The organism is Psychrobacter sp. SWN149, from assembly GCF_015864565.1.
GTDB lineage: Bacteria > Pseudomonadota > Gammaproteobacteria > Pseudomonadales > Moraxellaceae > Psychrobacter.
Window position 1 is genome coordinate 640,084 of sequence record NZ_JADYWX010000002.1, and the last position, 16,776, is coordinate 656,859.

The 16,776-nt window shown below is 45.3% G+C and carries 10 protein-coding genes; 3 read left to right on the forward strand and 7 right to left on the reverse strand.

Going from position 1 to position 16,776, the window contains the following annotated elements; genetic code table 11:
- Nucleotides 1-54 precede the first annotated feature (54 nt).
- Complete coding sequence (locus tag I6E86_RS05355) at nucleotides 55-6,705, forward strand: ESPR-type extended signal peptide-containing protein (RefSeq protein WP_197175881.1); 6,651 nt, start codon at nucleotides 55-57, stop codon at nucleotides 6,703-6,705.
- A 173-nt stretch (nucleotides 6,706-6,878) separates the two neighbouring features.
- On the opposite strand, the gene I6E86_RS05360 is transcribed toward I6E86_RS05355, so the two are convergent.
- Complete coding sequence (locus tag I6E86_RS05360; protein WP_197175883.1) at nucleotides 6,879-8,060, reverse strand: acyl-CoA dehydrogenase family protein; 1,182 nt, start codon at nucleotides 8,058-8,060, stop codon at nucleotides 6,879-6,881.
- Between the two features lie 267 nt (nucleotides 8,061-8,327).
- Here I6E86_RS05360 and I6E86_RS05365 point away from each other — a divergent pair, with 267 nt between their 5' ends.
- On the forward strand, nucleotides 8,328-9,461 hold the full coding sequence (locus I6E86_RS05365; RefSeq protein ID WP_197175885.1) for an energy transducer TonB: 1,134 nt from the start codon (nucleotides 8,328-8,330) through the stop codon (nucleotides 9,459-9,461).
- A 71-nt stretch (nucleotides 9,462-9,532) separates the two neighbouring features.
- On the opposite strand, the gene I6E86_RS05370 is transcribed toward I6E86_RS05365, so the two are convergent.
- The 5 genes from I6E86_RS05370 to maiA form a co-directional block, all read right to left on the reverse strand.
- Nucleotides 9,533-10,678 (reverse strand): HupE/UreJ family protein, encoded by a 1,146-nt coding sequence (locus tag I6E86_RS05370; RefSeq protein ID WP_197175886.1) that lies wholly within the window; start codon nucleotides 10,676-10,678, stop codon nucleotides 9,533-9,535.
- Nucleotides 10,675-11,904, reverse strand: coding sequence for a tetratricopeptide repeat protein (locus I6E86_RS05375; RefSeq protein ID WP_197175887.1), 1,230 nt, complete (start codon nucleotides 11,902-11,904; stop codon nucleotides 10,675-10,677). Before I6E86_RS05375 ends, I6E86_RS05370 begins: the two co-directional genes overlap by 4 nt.
- 76 nt (nucleotides 11,905-11,980) lie before the next feature.
- A complete protein-coding gene (locus tag I6E86_RS05380; protein WP_197175888.1) occupies nucleotides 11,981-12,250 on the reverse strand; it encodes a hypothetical protein in 270 nt (89 codons plus the stop codon).
- Between the two features lie 27 nt (nucleotides 12,251-12,277).
- Nucleotides 12,278-13,774, reverse strand: coding sequence for a DUF4331 domain-containing protein (locus I6E86_RS05385; protein ID WP_197175889.1), 1,497 nt, complete (start codon nucleotides 13,772-13,774; stop codon nucleotides 12,278-12,280).
- Between the two features lie 160 nt (nucleotides 13,775-13,934).
- Complete coding sequence (maiA, locus tag I6E86_RS05390; protein ID WP_197175978.1) at nucleotides 13,935-14,582, reverse strand: maleylacetoacetate isomerase; 648 nt, start codon at nucleotides 14,580-14,582, stop codon at nucleotides 13,935-13,937.
- Between the two features lie 130 nt (nucleotides 14,583-14,712).
- On the opposite strand from maiA, the gene I6E86_RS05395 reads away from it, so the two are divergent.
- A complete protein-coding gene (locus I6E86_RS05395) occupies nucleotides 14,713-15,570 on the forward strand; it encodes an IclR family transcriptional regulator (protein WP_197175890.1) in 858 nt (285 codons plus the stop codon).
- A gap of 45 nt (nucleotides 15,571-15,615) precedes the next feature.
- Here the strand turns inward: I6E86_RS05395 and I6E86_RS05400 are convergent, their stop codons facing one another.
- Entirely contained in the window at nucleotides 15,616-16,668 is a 1,053-nt protein-coding gene (locus I6E86_RS05400) for a TRAP transporter substrate-binding protein (protein ID WP_197175891.1), read from the reverse strand.
- Nucleotides 16,669-16,776 lie beyond the last annotated feature (108 nt).

The following is a 16,776-nucleotide window of genomic DNA, read 5'->3' on the forward strand; positions in this document are numbered from 1 at the left end:
TGGATTTTATCTCTGATTTTTTAAATCTGACAAGTCTGTAAGGGAGTACGCATCATGAACCGCATCTATAAAGTCATCTGGAATGAAGCCTTAAGTTGTTTTACCGCCGTTGGTGAATATGCGAAGGGACGTGGCAAGTCTTCCAAATCTAGTGTTAGCTCTAACGCGACTATCAACACAACTTCTAATCTGTCTGCTATCAAGACGTTACGCCTGAGCGCAATAGGAATTGGGCTAATAGCGGCTGGTTTTGGCATGCAGGCAAATGCAGTGGGCACCTACTTTGCCGGAGATGATTCAGCGCCTAAAATCTATACAAATCCATTCTACCACCAGACATTAACGGTCCAAGGTGGTGAAACAGTAATGGGCGATTCTAGTACCAAAAATATTAGCGTCATGGCTGATAGACGTGATAAGTCACTGACGATAAAGCTTGATGAAAATGTCGACTTAGGGGCTGATGGCAGTCTGAAAACGGGCGATACCTTGGTCGATAACTCTGGTATGAAGATTACAGTAAGTGATCCGTTAAATAATGTGGTGCTAGGTAATAACGGCCTGAATAATGGTAACAACCAGATTACAGGCGTTGCGGATGGTTTGATTGCTCTTGGTAGTAAGGAAGCGATTAATGGAGGGCAACTATCTAGCCTAGCGACCACGGTTGCCACTAATAAAACCAAGTATTATAGTGCAAATTCTATTGGCGGTGATAATGAGGACAACCTAGGCGCAACTGGACCAAACGCTATCGCCATGGGTAAAAATGCGAAAGCAATAGGTGAACAAGCTATTGCGATTGGTAGTAGTGGCAGTGGACAGGATACTAAAGCACTGGGTGAACAATCTATTGCCATTGGTGCCAATGTGGTATCAACAGGAGGATCATCTATCGCGATCGGTGGTGATGATTTAGATACTGCGTCAGAGGTTGCTGGTATTAACGAGTTATCTAATGCGTATACTAATAGCGACCTTATAGAAGATCCAAATAATCCATATGGACATACTGAGTCAGGAGGCACCGCATCTGTAGCAATTGGGGTCAAAGCACGGTCCGAGGGTAATTTATCTACCGCTGTTGGTGTCCGTTCAAGCTCAGCTGGTGATGCCTCTTCTGCCTTTGGTATGGGTTCTTCTGCAAATGCCAAAGGTTCAGTGGCACTAGGCGCAGGGTCAGCAGCTAATGTGGCAGGCGGCGAGGTAGGGTATATACCAACAGGTGCCAATACAGCCGCTATTACAGCTATCAAGAATACTCAGAGTGGCGTAGATTTCGGTGCTGTATCGGTTGGTACAGGGGAGGATGGTGGGAACCGTCAGATCGTCAATGTCGCAGCAGGTAGTCAAGACAGTGACGCAGTGAACGTATCTCAGTTAAAAGCATTAGACACTATCGTTGCCGGTATTGATTTTCCTATCCGCTCCAGCAGTTCACAGCCATACACCACGTCAGTAACAGGCACTAACGCTCTTGCTGTTGGCTCGAATACCAATGCAAACGGTAGTAACTCAACCGTTGTTGGAGAAAACGCATTTGGGAACTCAAATGCAACCGCCATCGGTGAAGGCGCAAGATCTTCATACAATGGCTTTGCTGGTGGTCAAGATGCAAAAGCAGGTGTTAATTCAGTTGCGATAGGTCAAAGAGCCACAAATGGAACCGCAAGTCGTGCGGTCGCTATAGGCTATGAAGCAAAAGCAACTGCTAAAGACACCGTTGCACTTGGTCTTGATGCAAGAGCTCAGGCTTTAGGTGGTGTTGCACTAGGTAAAGGTTCTAGAGCAAATGCTCTAAACAGTGTCGCTTTAGGTCAAAACTCTATTGCAGCTGTACAAAGCGGTGCATCTTTCTTAACCAATGTTGCTGCTGATGCCAATAATGGCACCGTCTCGGTAGGAGATGTTGGAAGCGAACGTCGTATCATTAACGTTGCAGGCGGTTCAGCAGATACTGATGCAGTGAACGTATCTCAGTTAAAAGCTGTCACAGACATTGCTAATAGAGGCTGGGATATCAGTGCACAAGGCAACAGTGCCACCGCAAGCACTGTAGAACCTGGCGAATCGGTTGATTTTAATAGTACAAACAGCAACATCATCGTCTCCAAAACAGCAAGCAGCAATGATGTATCATTTGAGCTCAATAACAATCTAGACCTAGGTGATAACGGTAGCGTGGAAATGGGTTCGAGTTCTCCTTTCGGACTGGGTAGTACAACGACACTTGATCGTTCTGGACTCACAACGGGTAATGTATTATCTAACACCACTGTGAATGGCTTAGGTATTAGAACGGGTAACGCCCTCTTTAATACTACCGTTACGGGTGTAGGAGTTGCTGTGTCAAGCCCTCTGTCTACCACTCTCCTATCTAGCAATGGCCTGAACATTGTTGGTGGACCGAGTGTTACCAAGAGTGGGGGCATCAATGCTGGCAACAGAAGAGTTATAAATGTTGATAATGGCATACAAGCTAAAGACGCTGTCAATGTCAGTCAGCTCAATAGTTCCTCTGCCGCTGCTAAAACAGAAGTTGCCGCCGGTACTAATGTTGCTGGTGTGGCGAAGTCAACGGGTGGTAACGGTCAAGATGTCTATACCGTTAATGCTGATGGCGTTACTGCTTCAGCAGGGTCTACCGCAGTCACCGTCACTGCAGCTGACAAAGACCTAGCGACTAACACGACCGATTATGCTGTTGACTTAAGTGCCGATAGCAAAACCAGCTTGGTAAAAGCTGACAGCGCTATGCAAACCGTAATCACTCAAATAGATGGGGATGAAGTTAAGACGCTGAATAAAACTGAAAATACCGCCAACTTCCTCAGTGGTAAGAACATCATCTTAACTGACGAAAATGGTGATATTAAAGTGTCTACATTAGATGAAGTTGAATTTACTGAAGTGACTACAGGAAGTACTTTATTGAACACTGGTGGGGTGAGCTTCCTTGGAGGCAGTACAGTCAGTTTGAGTAGTAATGGTCTTGATAATGGTGGCAACAGAATCATCAATGTAGATGATGGTGATGCGCCTATGGATGCTGTCAATGTTAGACAGCTAGAAAGCGTTAAAGTAACAGCCAATAGAGGCTGGGATATCAGTGCACAAGGCAACAGCGGCACCGCAAGCACTGTAGAACCTGGCGAATCGGTTGATTTTAATAGTACAAACAGCAACATCATCGTCTCCAAAACAGCAAACAGTAATGATGTATCATTTGAGCTCAATAACGATCTTGATCTAGGCAATAGTGGTAGCGTCAGTACAGGTAATATCTTCGGTGGCACCCAAGTTAACAGCCTCGGCATGATCACAGGTGGTCTAGTCATGGGTGGTGTTACTACAGTTAGTGGGCTTGGTGTGACGGTAACGGGTACAAACCCACTATCTAATGCAACGTTGACCAGCGATGGTCTAAGTATGATCGGTGGCCCAAGCATTACTAAGTCTAATGGTATTAATGCTGGCAACAAAAAGATTGTCAATGTTGATGATGGCATACAGGCTAAAGACGCTGTCAATGTTAGACAGCTTAATAGTTCATCTGCCGCTGCCAAAACAGAGGTCTCCGCCGGTACCAACGTTGCTGGTGTAGCGAAGTCAACAGGTGGTAACGGTCAAGATATCTATACCGTTAATGCTGATGGCGTTACCGCTTCAGCAGGGTCTACCGCAGTCACCGTCACAGCAAGTGACAAAGACACGGCGACCAATATGACTGACTACGCCATTGACTTAAGTGCCGATAGTAAAGCCAGTCTGGTAAAAGCTGATAGCGCCATGCAGACTGTTGTTGCTCAGATCGATGGTAATGCAGTCAAAACACTGAACCAAACTGATAACACTGCCAACTTTATCACAGGTGATAACATCGTTCTTACCGCTGAGAATGATGGTATTAAAATTGCGACAGCAGAGAATGTTGCCTTCACTAGCGTCACCACAGGCGATACCTTATTGAATACAGGTGGTGTCAGCTTCCTTGGTGGCAGTACGGTCAGTTTGAGTAGTAATGGTCTCAACAATGGTAATAATCAGATCACTAACGTGGCAAGTGGTGTTGGGGATGACTTCAACGCAGCAAACATAGGTGATGTAAACCGAGCTTCTGCCGCTGCCAAAACAGAGGTCGCCGCCGGTACCAACGTTGCTGGTGTGGCGAAGTCAACGGGTGGTAACGGTCAAGATGTCTATACCGTTAATGCTGATGGCACGACCGTATCAAAAGGCTCTGATGCTGTCACCGTCACAGCAGGTGAAAAAGACACGGCGACCAATATGACTGACTACGCCATTGACTTAAGTGCCGATAGCAAAGCCAGTCTGGTAAAAGCTGATAGCGCCATACAGACTATTGTTGCTCAGATCGATGGTAATGCAGTCAAAACACTGAATCAAACCGATAACACTGCCAACTTCATCACAGGTGATAACATCGTTCTTACCGCTGAGAATGATGGTATTAAAATTGCGACAAAGGATGATGTCACTTTTACCAGTGTTAGCTTCACTGACAGTCCAGTTCGTTTAAGTAGCGACGGTCTCAATAATGGTGGCAACAAAATCACCAATGTTGATGATGGTGAGGCAGATACGGATGCCGTCAATGTTAGACAGTTAAATGCAACCAATAGCACCGTTGACTTGGGACTGAATTTCACAGGAGATGATACGGCCGCTATCGTCAATCGCAAATTAGGTCAAACGCTAACGATACAAGGAGGCGCGACGGAGTTAACTGAAAATAATATCGGTGTGATCGCTGATGAAGACGGCAATCTAAATGTTAGATTGGCTGAAGATGTGGTGCTTGGTACAAACGGTAGTGTGAGAATGGAAAACACAGTTCTCAACAATGCAGGCATCACCATTACTGATGGCCCTAAACAGACCGTTACGTTAAGCAATGAAGGTCTAGATAACGGTAATAATAGAATTATCAAGGTTGGTGAAGGGATTGCCCCAAGTGATGCTGTCAACTTTGCACAGCTCACAACCACCAATAACGAGATTGCTAAAGGTATCAGAATTGGTGACGGCAATAGTGCCAATGATCAGCAATTTGCATTAGGTGATACGATCAATGTGACCGGTGATAGAAACCTTACTACGGTTGCTTCGGCGACTGGTGTTCAGGTGAAACTCAATAACCAATTGGATCTGGGAGATGATGGTAGTATACAAATAGGCAATAGCATCATGAGTAATGCAGGCTTTACCTTCGTTGATAATGGCTTTGGTAGAATGCTCTCACAGGCATCACAGGTCTCATTGACTAGCCGTGGTCTAGATAATGGTGGCAACACAATTACGAATATTGGTGCAGGTACACTTGACAGTGATGCGGTCAACGTTGGTCAATTAAAAGAAGTGGCAATCGCATTAGACCAAGGCTGGGGAATTACTGCTCAAGGTGATATTGCTACTATGGTGAAGCAAGGAGATGCTCTCGACTTAAACAGCACAGATGGCAACATCAAGGTCTCTAGAACATCAGTCAACAATGTAGCGACTACCGATGCGAATGATCGCGTACAAGCAGCGGCCATACCTGCTGGTGTCAATGATATCAGCTTTGACCTCAATCCAGACATCAGTTTGAATAGCGTGACCACTGGTGATACCACTATTAATAGCGATGGTCTCACGATTGTCGGAGGACCAAGCATTACCAAAAGTGGCATCAATGCTGCTGGAAACAAGGTCACTAATATCCAAAATGGTGAGGTTACTGTAGACAGTCAAGACGCCATTAACGGCAGCCAATTGCATGCACAAGGCAGCGGTATCAGTAGTATCATCGGTGGTGCCACTGTTTACAATGCTGCTGATGGTACTTTCACCAATAGCAATATCGGTGGGACAGGTGAGGGTAGTATCGACGGTGCCATTGCTTCTATCCGGCAGGGTACTATCGAAATCAATGAAACCGTAAAAATCAATACCACCGCGATTTCAACGAATACCAGCAATATCGCGACCAACACAACCAACATCGCCACTAATACGACCAATATTGCGACCAACACCAGTAATATCACGACTAATACGACAAACATTCAGTCAAATACGGATAAAATTGATGCGGGTCTTAACTTCGGTGCTGACAGTGGTGCTGATATTAACAAGCCAGTCGGAGATGATAGTGTTCTAAGCTTCACAGGTGGTAATAACATCACCACAACAGCAGAGGGCAGTAGTATCAAGTTTGATCTCAACGGCAACATCAACGTTGATAGTGTCACGACTGGCACGACAGTCATCAATAGTAATGGTATCAGTATGCAAGGCGGCCCAAGTATGACCGCTCAAGGAATAAATGCAGGCAGTCAACGTATTACTGGTGTCGCTGATGGTATCGAGGCAACCGATGCCGTCAACTACAGTCAGCTGAGTGCGCTTGATAGTAGACTCAATAGTAATATGAGTGATTTGGGCTATAAGATCAACGAAGTAGAAGATGATGCAAACGCAGGGATCTCAGCTGCGATGGCAATGTCTGCCTTACCTCAAGCCTATATATCAGGCAAGTCATTGATCGGTGGCGGTGTCAGTACCTATAATGGCGAAAGCGCCGTTGCAGTTGGTTTCTCCAAACTGTCTAATGACGGTCGCTGGGTCATCAAAGTAAACGGTACGGCCGATACGCAAGGCAATGTAGGCGGCGCGGTAGGTGCAGGCTTCCATTTTGATTAAAGCGATTTTGTTATAACGATTATGATGAGATAAAAAAAGCAAGACATCAGATGTCTTGCTTTTTTATGCGTGAATACAACATTAGGGCGTGTTTGATATTCAAATGTGGTGCTGTCAATATTTGTGATGCCATTCAGTTGCCAGTGATCATTGTTAATCAAGCATCACTGCCTTTATATTCTGAACATGGCTGCATGAGGTGTTAATCCAACATAAGCCATGCCTGCTTGACTCATCCAGTGCGGCTGAATAATGCCATGTTGTAAGATCGCATGAATGTCTCTATGTGCTCGCTCTATTCTATGTTTTTTGTATAGTGAGGCCGTGCCAGCCACAGCATAAATCTCAGACACCATGGCTCTGGACTCTCTTGCCGCTTCACAAGATGCCGCCCAGACATCTGCAAGCTGTATATCCGTAAAGGTTTGTTTTTGTAGCGCTGCTTCCCACAGTGTCTCTACACTTTGATGAAGCTGTATGCGTCTAGAGGCCAAGAGTGTTTTACTCTTTGCAATGGTGTCTTGCACCGTCGTACGGTCGCGCAGATCTGGGTTTTTACCAGGTGTCACCCTCTCAAGACACATATCGATCAAATCATCCATGGCTGCCTTTAAGACGCCTAGCGACATGGCCGCACAGCCAGCGGCATTCATACAGCCAATAGGTAGACGACTATAGGCACTGTCTATTATGACAGGACTATCAAAATCAACGGCATATTCTGATTTGACAAAGGCATCTTTGACGATAATATCATGACTGCCTGTACCATTTAATCCGCCCACATGCCAAGTATCTATAACCTCTACGTCTTTTTTCGGAATAAAAAACAGCTTTAGATTGGCACCTGGACCTAGTGTAGTTGGAGAGCCTTCAGAAATAACGAGACAACGTAGCACAAACCAGTCTGCCAACTCAGATCCAGAGACCAACGTCCATTGACCAGAGACTAGGTAGCCTCCATCAACTGTGTTAGCAACCCCTTCAGGACGTGCTGAATTGGCATAAACATGAGACGGATTATTATATATCTCATGCATACTTGACTCGTCTAAAAATCTACCAAATGTACAGGCCAAATGGTTGTTCCAAACGATCCACGCCACTGATGCCTCAGCACTGGCCAGTGTCTCATAAACTTTCAACGTTTCTACAGGGTTACCCTCCCATCCTCCTAAAGACGCCGGTAGACCGAGCCTAAATAACAATTGTTCTGCAAGTTTTTTGACGACGTCTGGAGCAATTTTTCTGTCTTTTTCTGTGTCTTCTCTAGATAAGATTGCCGACTCATATATATTATGTGCCGCATCGGAGGGTAAGGTAATAGTTGCCTGTCCTGAAGATATATCATTCATATTGCTCAACCTTATTATTATGAGGAATAAACGGCATCCATATCTTAAGTCGATGAGTTATTGGCTTTAGATGTAGCAATGCCTAGAGTAAGAGTAACCAACTGTTTACAACCATACAACCAATAATTTGAATATATTAAAAATAATATTGATATAAGCGAATAATACCAAAGGATGATGATGTGTTGTGGTCGTTATCAGCAATGCAAATGCTGCATTTAGCTCTCTAATATTTATTAAATAAACCCGTATACAGGGTTGTTTTTAATGAGTATTCTAGTAGCTATCATGATACCAAGCCCTTTTACTCGTCTTATCACTACTTGGGTTACCATTGCAGTCGTCATACTGCATGGGATGACTGTATGGGCGATGATATCTGTAGATAGTTCAAGACCTTTAGAGCCAGTCAATATACCAAAAGCCATTCAGATAGAGTTAATCAAAGAAGCATCACTCTCTAACAAGTCATCTATAGAAACACCAAGTGCAGAGCCTCAACCTAACACGGCACCTCCCAAAACGGTACTTCCCAAAACGGTACTTCCCAAAATTGAGACACCCAAAATTGAGACATCCAAGCAGCAAACAGATGAGACGATAAAAGAGAGTGAGCCTACTACGTCTTCTGAAACTAAATCTCCTGAAACTTTGGCCGTATCAGAGTCAATCAAACCGCTCAAAACGAAAGTAGATAAAAAACTACTATCTGGTAAAACATCATTGAATAAAACGTCTTCTAAAGATAAAGAACCCAAAACAGATGCCACGTCATCAATACAAAGTCTGACAACCGTAGAAACAAGAAAAATCGTCCGCCTATCTGATGAGTTGTCTGAAACAGAGGATGATTCTGAAGTAGATGATGATTTGTCAGCCATGATTCGAGCAGTGACCGCTCAGTTTAATCGTGAGCAAGCGATACAGAAACGATCCGCTGAAAATCAATCCGGTAGAAAGCAAGCTGAAAGGGAGCGGTGGCGAGTGCAAGCTGCTAATGACTCCATTGCAAAAATGCTGGCATTGGCCGCTGATCAGGCCGCACAGCAAGATAGTGACCAAGCTGAATTGGACACTCAGACAGACAAAAACAAAGCAGTACTTTTTGCCGCAGATGATGGTAGGTGGATCGAGGGGAGCGAGCCGACTACGGGTGTGCCATCGCTGGTATGGCGAAACGTCAGTACTGGGTTAGGGGATATCTTTATCGTTATGCTAGAGCTGCATGTCAATAAAGAAGGCTATGTGACAGAAGTGCAGGTACTTGAATCATCAGGCAGTCCGATTATCGATGCTATTGCCACCACTCAAGTCAGAGCAGGGCAACTCAATCCGCTAAAAGACAATGGCATCGTCGTCGATGCCATTGTGCCTATGTCACTGGTTTATGAGCGGTCTTAGTATTTGCTGCTAGCAAAACATACCTCACAAGCTTTTACTGTTTTGAGTAAAGTTGTCCGTCAATGAGCCATTTAAAAGGCTCGCTCAAAAAACCACCACAAAGCTATCAAAATACTAATTAGTGAACCCGTATAAAATATGCCCCATTTATAAAACTGGGTATGGCGCAGCAGTAAGGCGATAGGGAAAACCACAGCGATAAATACCAACTGTCCCAATTCGATACCGACATTGAAGCTGAGTAACGCCAGTACCCGCGCGCTTGTGGCAAGTGGTAAGTCTACTAGCACGTTGGCAAAGCCAAATCCATGAATCAGACCAAAAACGAACGCCAGATAAATGGCTCTCACTCGCAGCATTGGCACTAAATTATTGAGCGCGGCAAAGGCAATAGACAGCGCGATGACCGACTCAATAAAGCGGGCAGGTACGCTGACGATTTGTAGTGCTGCCAAGGTTAAGGTAATGGAATGGGCTAGTGTGAATGAGGTTGCGATCCAAAAGATCTCAAGTAGCGCTGCTTTTGGCTTGGCAACAGCGACCAGTTGTTTTTGTTTGCGCATGTACACAGCAGGTATGAGTAGCACGAATAAAAACAGCAGATGATCGAGGCCAATAAGCAGATGATGAACACCACTTTTGAGAAAGTTGGTGGCGATAGACAGCCATCCCGAGCTTGCCTCTGAGCCTAAAGGCGTTGATCCCACAGCCAATACTTGCAATGCTGCGTCATCACCAGACTCCGTTAGAATCAGACGATGATTGGCATCGATACCGGCCAATATCTGGTAATCAAGATTGTCGATAGACTGCTCACAGCGTAATGCAAAATTGGTATACAGATAGTTAAAACCGCCACGCGTGTTGATAGCCAGTGGTGCAAAGCTTGTTATTTGGCACAATTGATCAGTGCTTGTGAGCTTTATCTTAGACGTTACGAGCTGTTCTATCAGCGATGTCTGCGCTTTCACCTCCGCCCAACTGACCTGCTGGTCTTGGTTTGGATCGATGTTTATGAGCAATGCCAAATCGCGAAGTGATAGCTCGTACTCAGCCTTGTATATTACGCCTGCTGCATTGTTTGAGCCCTCTATCGCTAGGTTTAGATACGCGGTGCTAGATTCGTGCGCTTGTGCGACAGTGCCTATTAGCAATAAGAAAACCAGTGCGATATAACGATAGGTATAATGCCACATGTTTTTGTTTGGTGCGCTCATAAGGGGTTATCCTTGCTCGTTACTGGCGCACCTGATGTTTTGGCGGTTGAGTTAGGCATGTGGTCAGCTTGGCAGTGTAGGCATTCATCAATCTTACCCAAACGTAATGCACGCTCAAGTGCTGGGTATTCAAACTGCGTGTCTGTCATAAACTGACGTAGTATTTTGATGTCCTTTTGGCTGCTAGCTTTGATAGCGGCGGTTGCATATAGCACGATATCGGCTGTTTCACGCTGATTTTTCCAGTTATCAATGGCCAATTGCAGGGCTGAGTCTGTGTCATTTGCGAGCAAAGCATAAGTCGCTTGCTCTCGTATATGAGCGTTTTCTTGACGTATCTGCCAGACATCGATGCGCTCTTTCATTAAAGCTAAGTTTTTCTGAGCATCATTATTTTTCAGCTTTATTTGCGCGCTAATAAGGCGTAACAGCAGCGCATCTTTATCAGTATGCATTTGTAGCAGCGTACGCACGCGTTGGTACTCACCAATGCTCAACAACCAATCTGCCCGAGCCATCAATGCAGGTACAGTCTGATCATCCATTGCATCAAACACTTGATTGGACAGGGCAACATCTTGACTACGCAGTGCCGCATCTGCTTGAATCAAATAGATCCAGCGTGCCGTCGACGCATCTAGGCCGGGCGCTAGGGCAGCCAGTCCAGCGAGGGTTTGTTTTACAGAACTAAGCTGTCCTGTCATGCTCTGTATTTGAGCGGCGCAGGCCAATGCATAAACACGCAGTTCTGGGTCGTTGAGTCTTTTGCAATAGCTCATGGCCTCTGTAAACTGACCTTGAACAACCAGCAGAGATGAGAGTGTCAATAAGGCATCTGGATGAGCGGCATCGCGACTGAGTATTTGTTTTAAGAGGTCTTTTGCTTGATCAAACTTATGATCGGACTGAAGTGCCCTTGCTTGTAACATAAGCGTGTCGGTACTTTGATCGGTGCTCTGATCCAATTGCGCGCGAGCTTGACCCAACGCGCGTGGATCACCTTGCAGATAAGCACGCTCTAATAGCTGACTGGTTTGCTCCAAAGAGTTTTTGCTGGTATCAGAGGCAAAGTCAGCTGAGGTTAGATAACGCGCTTGCGGGGAGTCTTCAGGTAACGATGCGAGAATCTGTTGGTCATCTGTCGGGATAAAGGGGGCCGCATGAATAAGCGGTATGCTGACGAATACTAACAGTAGTAATTTGATAGGAAATTGAATCCAGTGCATAAAATACCTCAGCTCAGAACATAAAGAAACACCCAATCAGTAATCTGATTAGGTGCTGGATTTATCTCACACGACACTATAGCGAGGCGTTGGCGCCTGTCACTACAACAGGCTCTGCCAAATTGGCCTCGGGCAGTACAATCCGATCGATATCCTGAGGTTCATCGGTGTCCACATTGTTGCTGGCATCAATTACGTCTGATGCTCTGTTGACAGCCAATTCAGCTTTGGCTTGGTCTACGGCAACATCGCTCTTGCCCAGATTTGACGAGCTATCATTATCATTGAAACAACCAGAAAGCGCAGCTGATCCAGTGATCAATACGGCTAACATTATATAGCGCATAGTATTTTTCCTTGGGTTAGATTCAGCTTATCGGCTACCTGGGGTTGGGGTGGTTAGATAAGGGAATACTGAGTCAAATTCGGTCGCAGGTTTAAGTGCACCATCAGTGAATAGTGCCTTGCCAGCTTTGGCATCAGCAGGGACGCAAGTGACGGCAGCTGGTAAGCCTGCATGACATAGGGCACCCATTGATACTCTTAGTGCGATATCGGTCACATCATCACCCGGACGTCTACCATTCGGGAAACCTGCGACATCGTTGGCAGTACTTGGACGGCCATCGTTTTGAGCATCAATGATACTAATCAAGCCCAAATCGTTTTGATTGGCAGCAGCGACTGCAGCTATGCTAGTGTTTAGGCGCAGCATGTCTGATGGCACCATATTTTCGTTAGCTGGTTTGTTGACAGTAGGAACGCCTGTCAAAAATGCGGTGACCAAATCTTGACGCGGGAAATTAGTCGGTGCTGGTGCTTGTGGATATAGCGTCTGAATTAGAGCAGGAAGCGTTGGATAAAAGACATAAGGCGCAAATTTTGCGACGTCATCTTTTGGCTCTGAGGCATTGAACTTGTCTTTGTCTTTAAGACCGATGACCACTTCGTTAACGAGTGGCATACCGAGTCTTGATACCTGAGTCCATGCACCACCTTTTTTGGCAGTGGTACTGATGCCAGAAGCAGGATTGCCATTGACCAAGGTCGCTTGACGCACGCTGGCCGTTGTCCAAGCGCCAATCACAGGGTCTTTGCTCGTGCTATTGACGAGACACGCTTTTGGCACTTCCATCGCGATTGAGGTGACGTTTTTGTCTGCTAGAGTATTGGTACCGCCATCACGCGCACCTAGTGGGTTTAGGTTGACCAAGTCAAACACTTTACCTAGATCAATAGCAAAACCTTCAGCACGCTGACCGACAAATACTCGACCTGTACCACAGCTGCCTAGATTTAGTGGCTTAATAAAGCCACGTGCATAGGTAGGATAGTCTGTAAACGATTTAGTACCAATATAGTCAAATGGCTTGTCAAAATTGCCTAACGAGGTGCGCGAGCCACTACGGCGATCGCCTTTAACCATCGTGACGTTGTAGCTTTCATTTGTTTGCACGTTCGTAGGGTTAGATGCATCGCCTGCATTAGACAAAGGAATAGCAACGTTTGGCGTCGATGGATTACCATCTGAATCAATCTCAATGCTGTTTAGTTTTTGCGTAAAATCAAACTGGAACGTGATGTCTTCGACAGCATCGCCATTGTTATCGATATGGATTTCATACAAGGCGTCGTCGTCTAAGGCAAAGTAATTCGGTCCACCGTAAGCGTCCTGTAGCGGTAAATAGTTGGCAATAATCGTGACATAATCTGCTCGATTGGCTTCATAACTATTGAACATGTAAAAGTCAGAGGCATCAACTTTTGGGGTTTTGGTGATAGATGGAGCTTCACGGTGACTTGAGGCCATAGCACTTGCACTCATGCACAGTGTTACCGCTGCTATTAGAGCCTTTGTAGTATATTTCATACGAATCCTTGTAGATAAACTTTGAGTGATAAGGCGTCTGAGGAGGAGTACTTCTCTTAAATATTATTTAACTGAATAATGTCCTTATTAAGTTATTTTTCACTATACACTTGTTTGCTGTATTGTGTCTACGCTTTTTTCAGTATTATCGTATTGATAATTATTGTTTTTTTGGTGCATCAGATTGCATCATAGGATCGGCATCTGCAAAGGCTTTTAGGGTACGGCAATGCGTATCAATATCGACGATATTGGGATAGCCAGTCATGTCTACTTTGAACCGACGTGCGGAGGATACTTGTGGAATGAGGTAGCAATCTGCGAATGTAGGGCTGTCACCATAGCAGAACTGTCCGCGATTTTTATCTGCGGCTAAGCGTGTCTCTAAAGCAGCAAATCCTTCGCTGATCCAGCGGTTGCACCATACAATGACATTTTCCTCGTTTACCGACAGCTCATTACGCAGGTACTGTAAGATGCGGCGATTATTAAGTGGATGGATGTCGCAACCAATCATGGCGCTCAGTGCACGTACATGCATGCGCCCAGCAGCATCGTTGGGCAATAGTGCTTGCTTAGGATAAGCCTCTTCTAACCACTCCAAGATAGCTGGACTTTGGTATAATAGTAAGTCATCGGCTTGTAATACTGGTACCAACCCTTGCGGATTAATGGCTTTAAAGGCAGCTTCTAACTGCTCATCCTGTGCCAAATTGATCGTGATATCATCATAATCCAAGCCTTTTAGATTCATGGCGATACGGGTGCGGTAAGAGGTGCTGCTACGAAAGTAGCCATAAAGTGTCATCATTGTTCATGTCCTTGATATGATATGTTTTATAAGATAAGTATGATTAAGCAGAGATTGCACTCACTGATATTTGGCCGAATAAGCCACCACCCAAAAACTCTCTCAGCACACTAGAAACGAGCAAAACATGCCAGTCGCTAAAAATATTGTAGGTGGTTCCGCCATCAGTAAAAACCAAAGTGGTGTGCAGTCGCTTGAAATTGGGCTGTCGATACTAGATGTTTTGATCGATCATAATGCACCTATGATGCTAAAAGATATCGCAGAAGCCATGCAAATGCATCCGGCAAAGTGTCATCGCTATTTGGTCAGCCTTATTCGTAAAAACTATGCGAGTAAGCTCGATGATGGTCGATATGGAGTGGGTGATAGAGTCAATGCGTTGGCATCATTGGGACATGCTGAACTCAATCAAAACAATCTTTTGGCGCGTCTCACGCAAGTGGCTAATGAAATCAAAGATACCTTAAACTGCGGTGTACAAATCGCCAAATGGTTTAGTGAAGGCCCTATCATTATTCAGTCTGTTGAGCCAGACAGTCCGATTAGTATCATCACTCGAATCGGCTCACGTATGCCCTTAACCACATCGGCCACAGGGCAATTATTTGCCAGCTATCAACCTGATGCCGTTATTCAGCCACTCGTGAAGGCTGAATGGCAACCGACCAATATCGCAGCAGGTATGGTAGAGAAGTGGCAAGATTTTGCTCAGCTGCAAGCCAAAATTCGTACTCAAGGCTATGCAACAGTGACGGGCGATATGCTCATGGGGATTAACGCTATTACGATTCCTGTCGTATTGCCGCAGCTTGCCAATAGTGCTGCTAAACCATCCACGAGTAGTGATAAAACTGCTGGTGAAGATCTACCGCTAGAATATGCCATCACTATCATTGGAACCACAGAGCAATTGCCAATGAGCGAACAACATAACGTGGTGGAGCAAATACTAACGATAGCGAGGCGTTATCAGATTGCCTAGCCAGTATGTGGTGCTATAAGCTAGGGCGTGCCTTCAATTCATGCTTTAAACCATACAGGCGCTACTGGCCGCTTTTGCTTTTTTGTATACATTGTCAGCGTCTAGACCAGTCGCATTCACTTCATCAAGGTAATGTTGAGAGCCTTCCATTAATGGACCTCTCCAATCTGGGTCATTAAGTGGATCAGGGATATCGATCATGATATCGCCTTTTGCTTTGGCGGCGGCCATCGCTTTGGCATTACTCACATCAAACACCTCCGATATATGTGCTGCCAGCGCTGCGCCAGAATTATCATCAATCACTTTTTTGAGGTCGTCAGGCAAACTGTTATATTTCTCTTTATTCATACTGATCACGAAAGTAGAGTTATAAAAAGGAATGTTGGTGTGCGTGTTGATTAACTCATCAAGGCGAAACGCTTGAATAGGTTGCCAAGTAAAACTAAGCCCATCAATGACACCGCGCTGCAGAGAGGTATAGGTATCACTGGCAGGCATGCCGACAGGTGCAGCGCCCGTCGCCTCAATAATGTGGCTAGCAACGGCAGAAGGTTGACGAATACGTAGGCCTTTCATATCGGCTGGCGTGCGAATCGGTTTATCAACGGTATGAAGCGCACCTTGTCCAGTCCCTATCAAAGCTAGCAAATGAGTGTCTTCGTATTCATCTTTAATGACACCGTCATCATATAGCTTATGAAGTATACAGCTCTGCTGCTGTGCGGTATTGGTGATGCCTGGCAACTCTACAATTTGAGTCAAAGGAAAACGTCCTGCTGTATATCCTTGTGCTTGCATACCAATATCCACACTACCTTTAGCCGTAGCGTCATAGGTAGCACCTGGTTTGCTGAGCGTCGCAGAAGGGTAGATCTCAACCTTTAAGCGACCTTTTGAATCTGCTTCAATTTTCTTTGCCCATGGCTCCAATGCTTCGGTGTTTATATTGTCAGTAGCAGTCATGAAATGCGAGAACCGCAATGTCGTCACTTTACCTGCATCTGTAGACGCGCCAGCTGCTTGGTCGTTATTGGAGCAGCCAGTCACTGCCATCGTGGCAGCTAGAAGTATTCCTAGAGGGGTTTTTATTTTCATCATAGAGTCCTTTCATGATGGTTGGGTATTATTTGCTATCTTTTGTGACCTAGGGCGTGTCTTCAATGAAGACACGCCCTAGGTCATTTAGGCTTAAAAGTGATGATT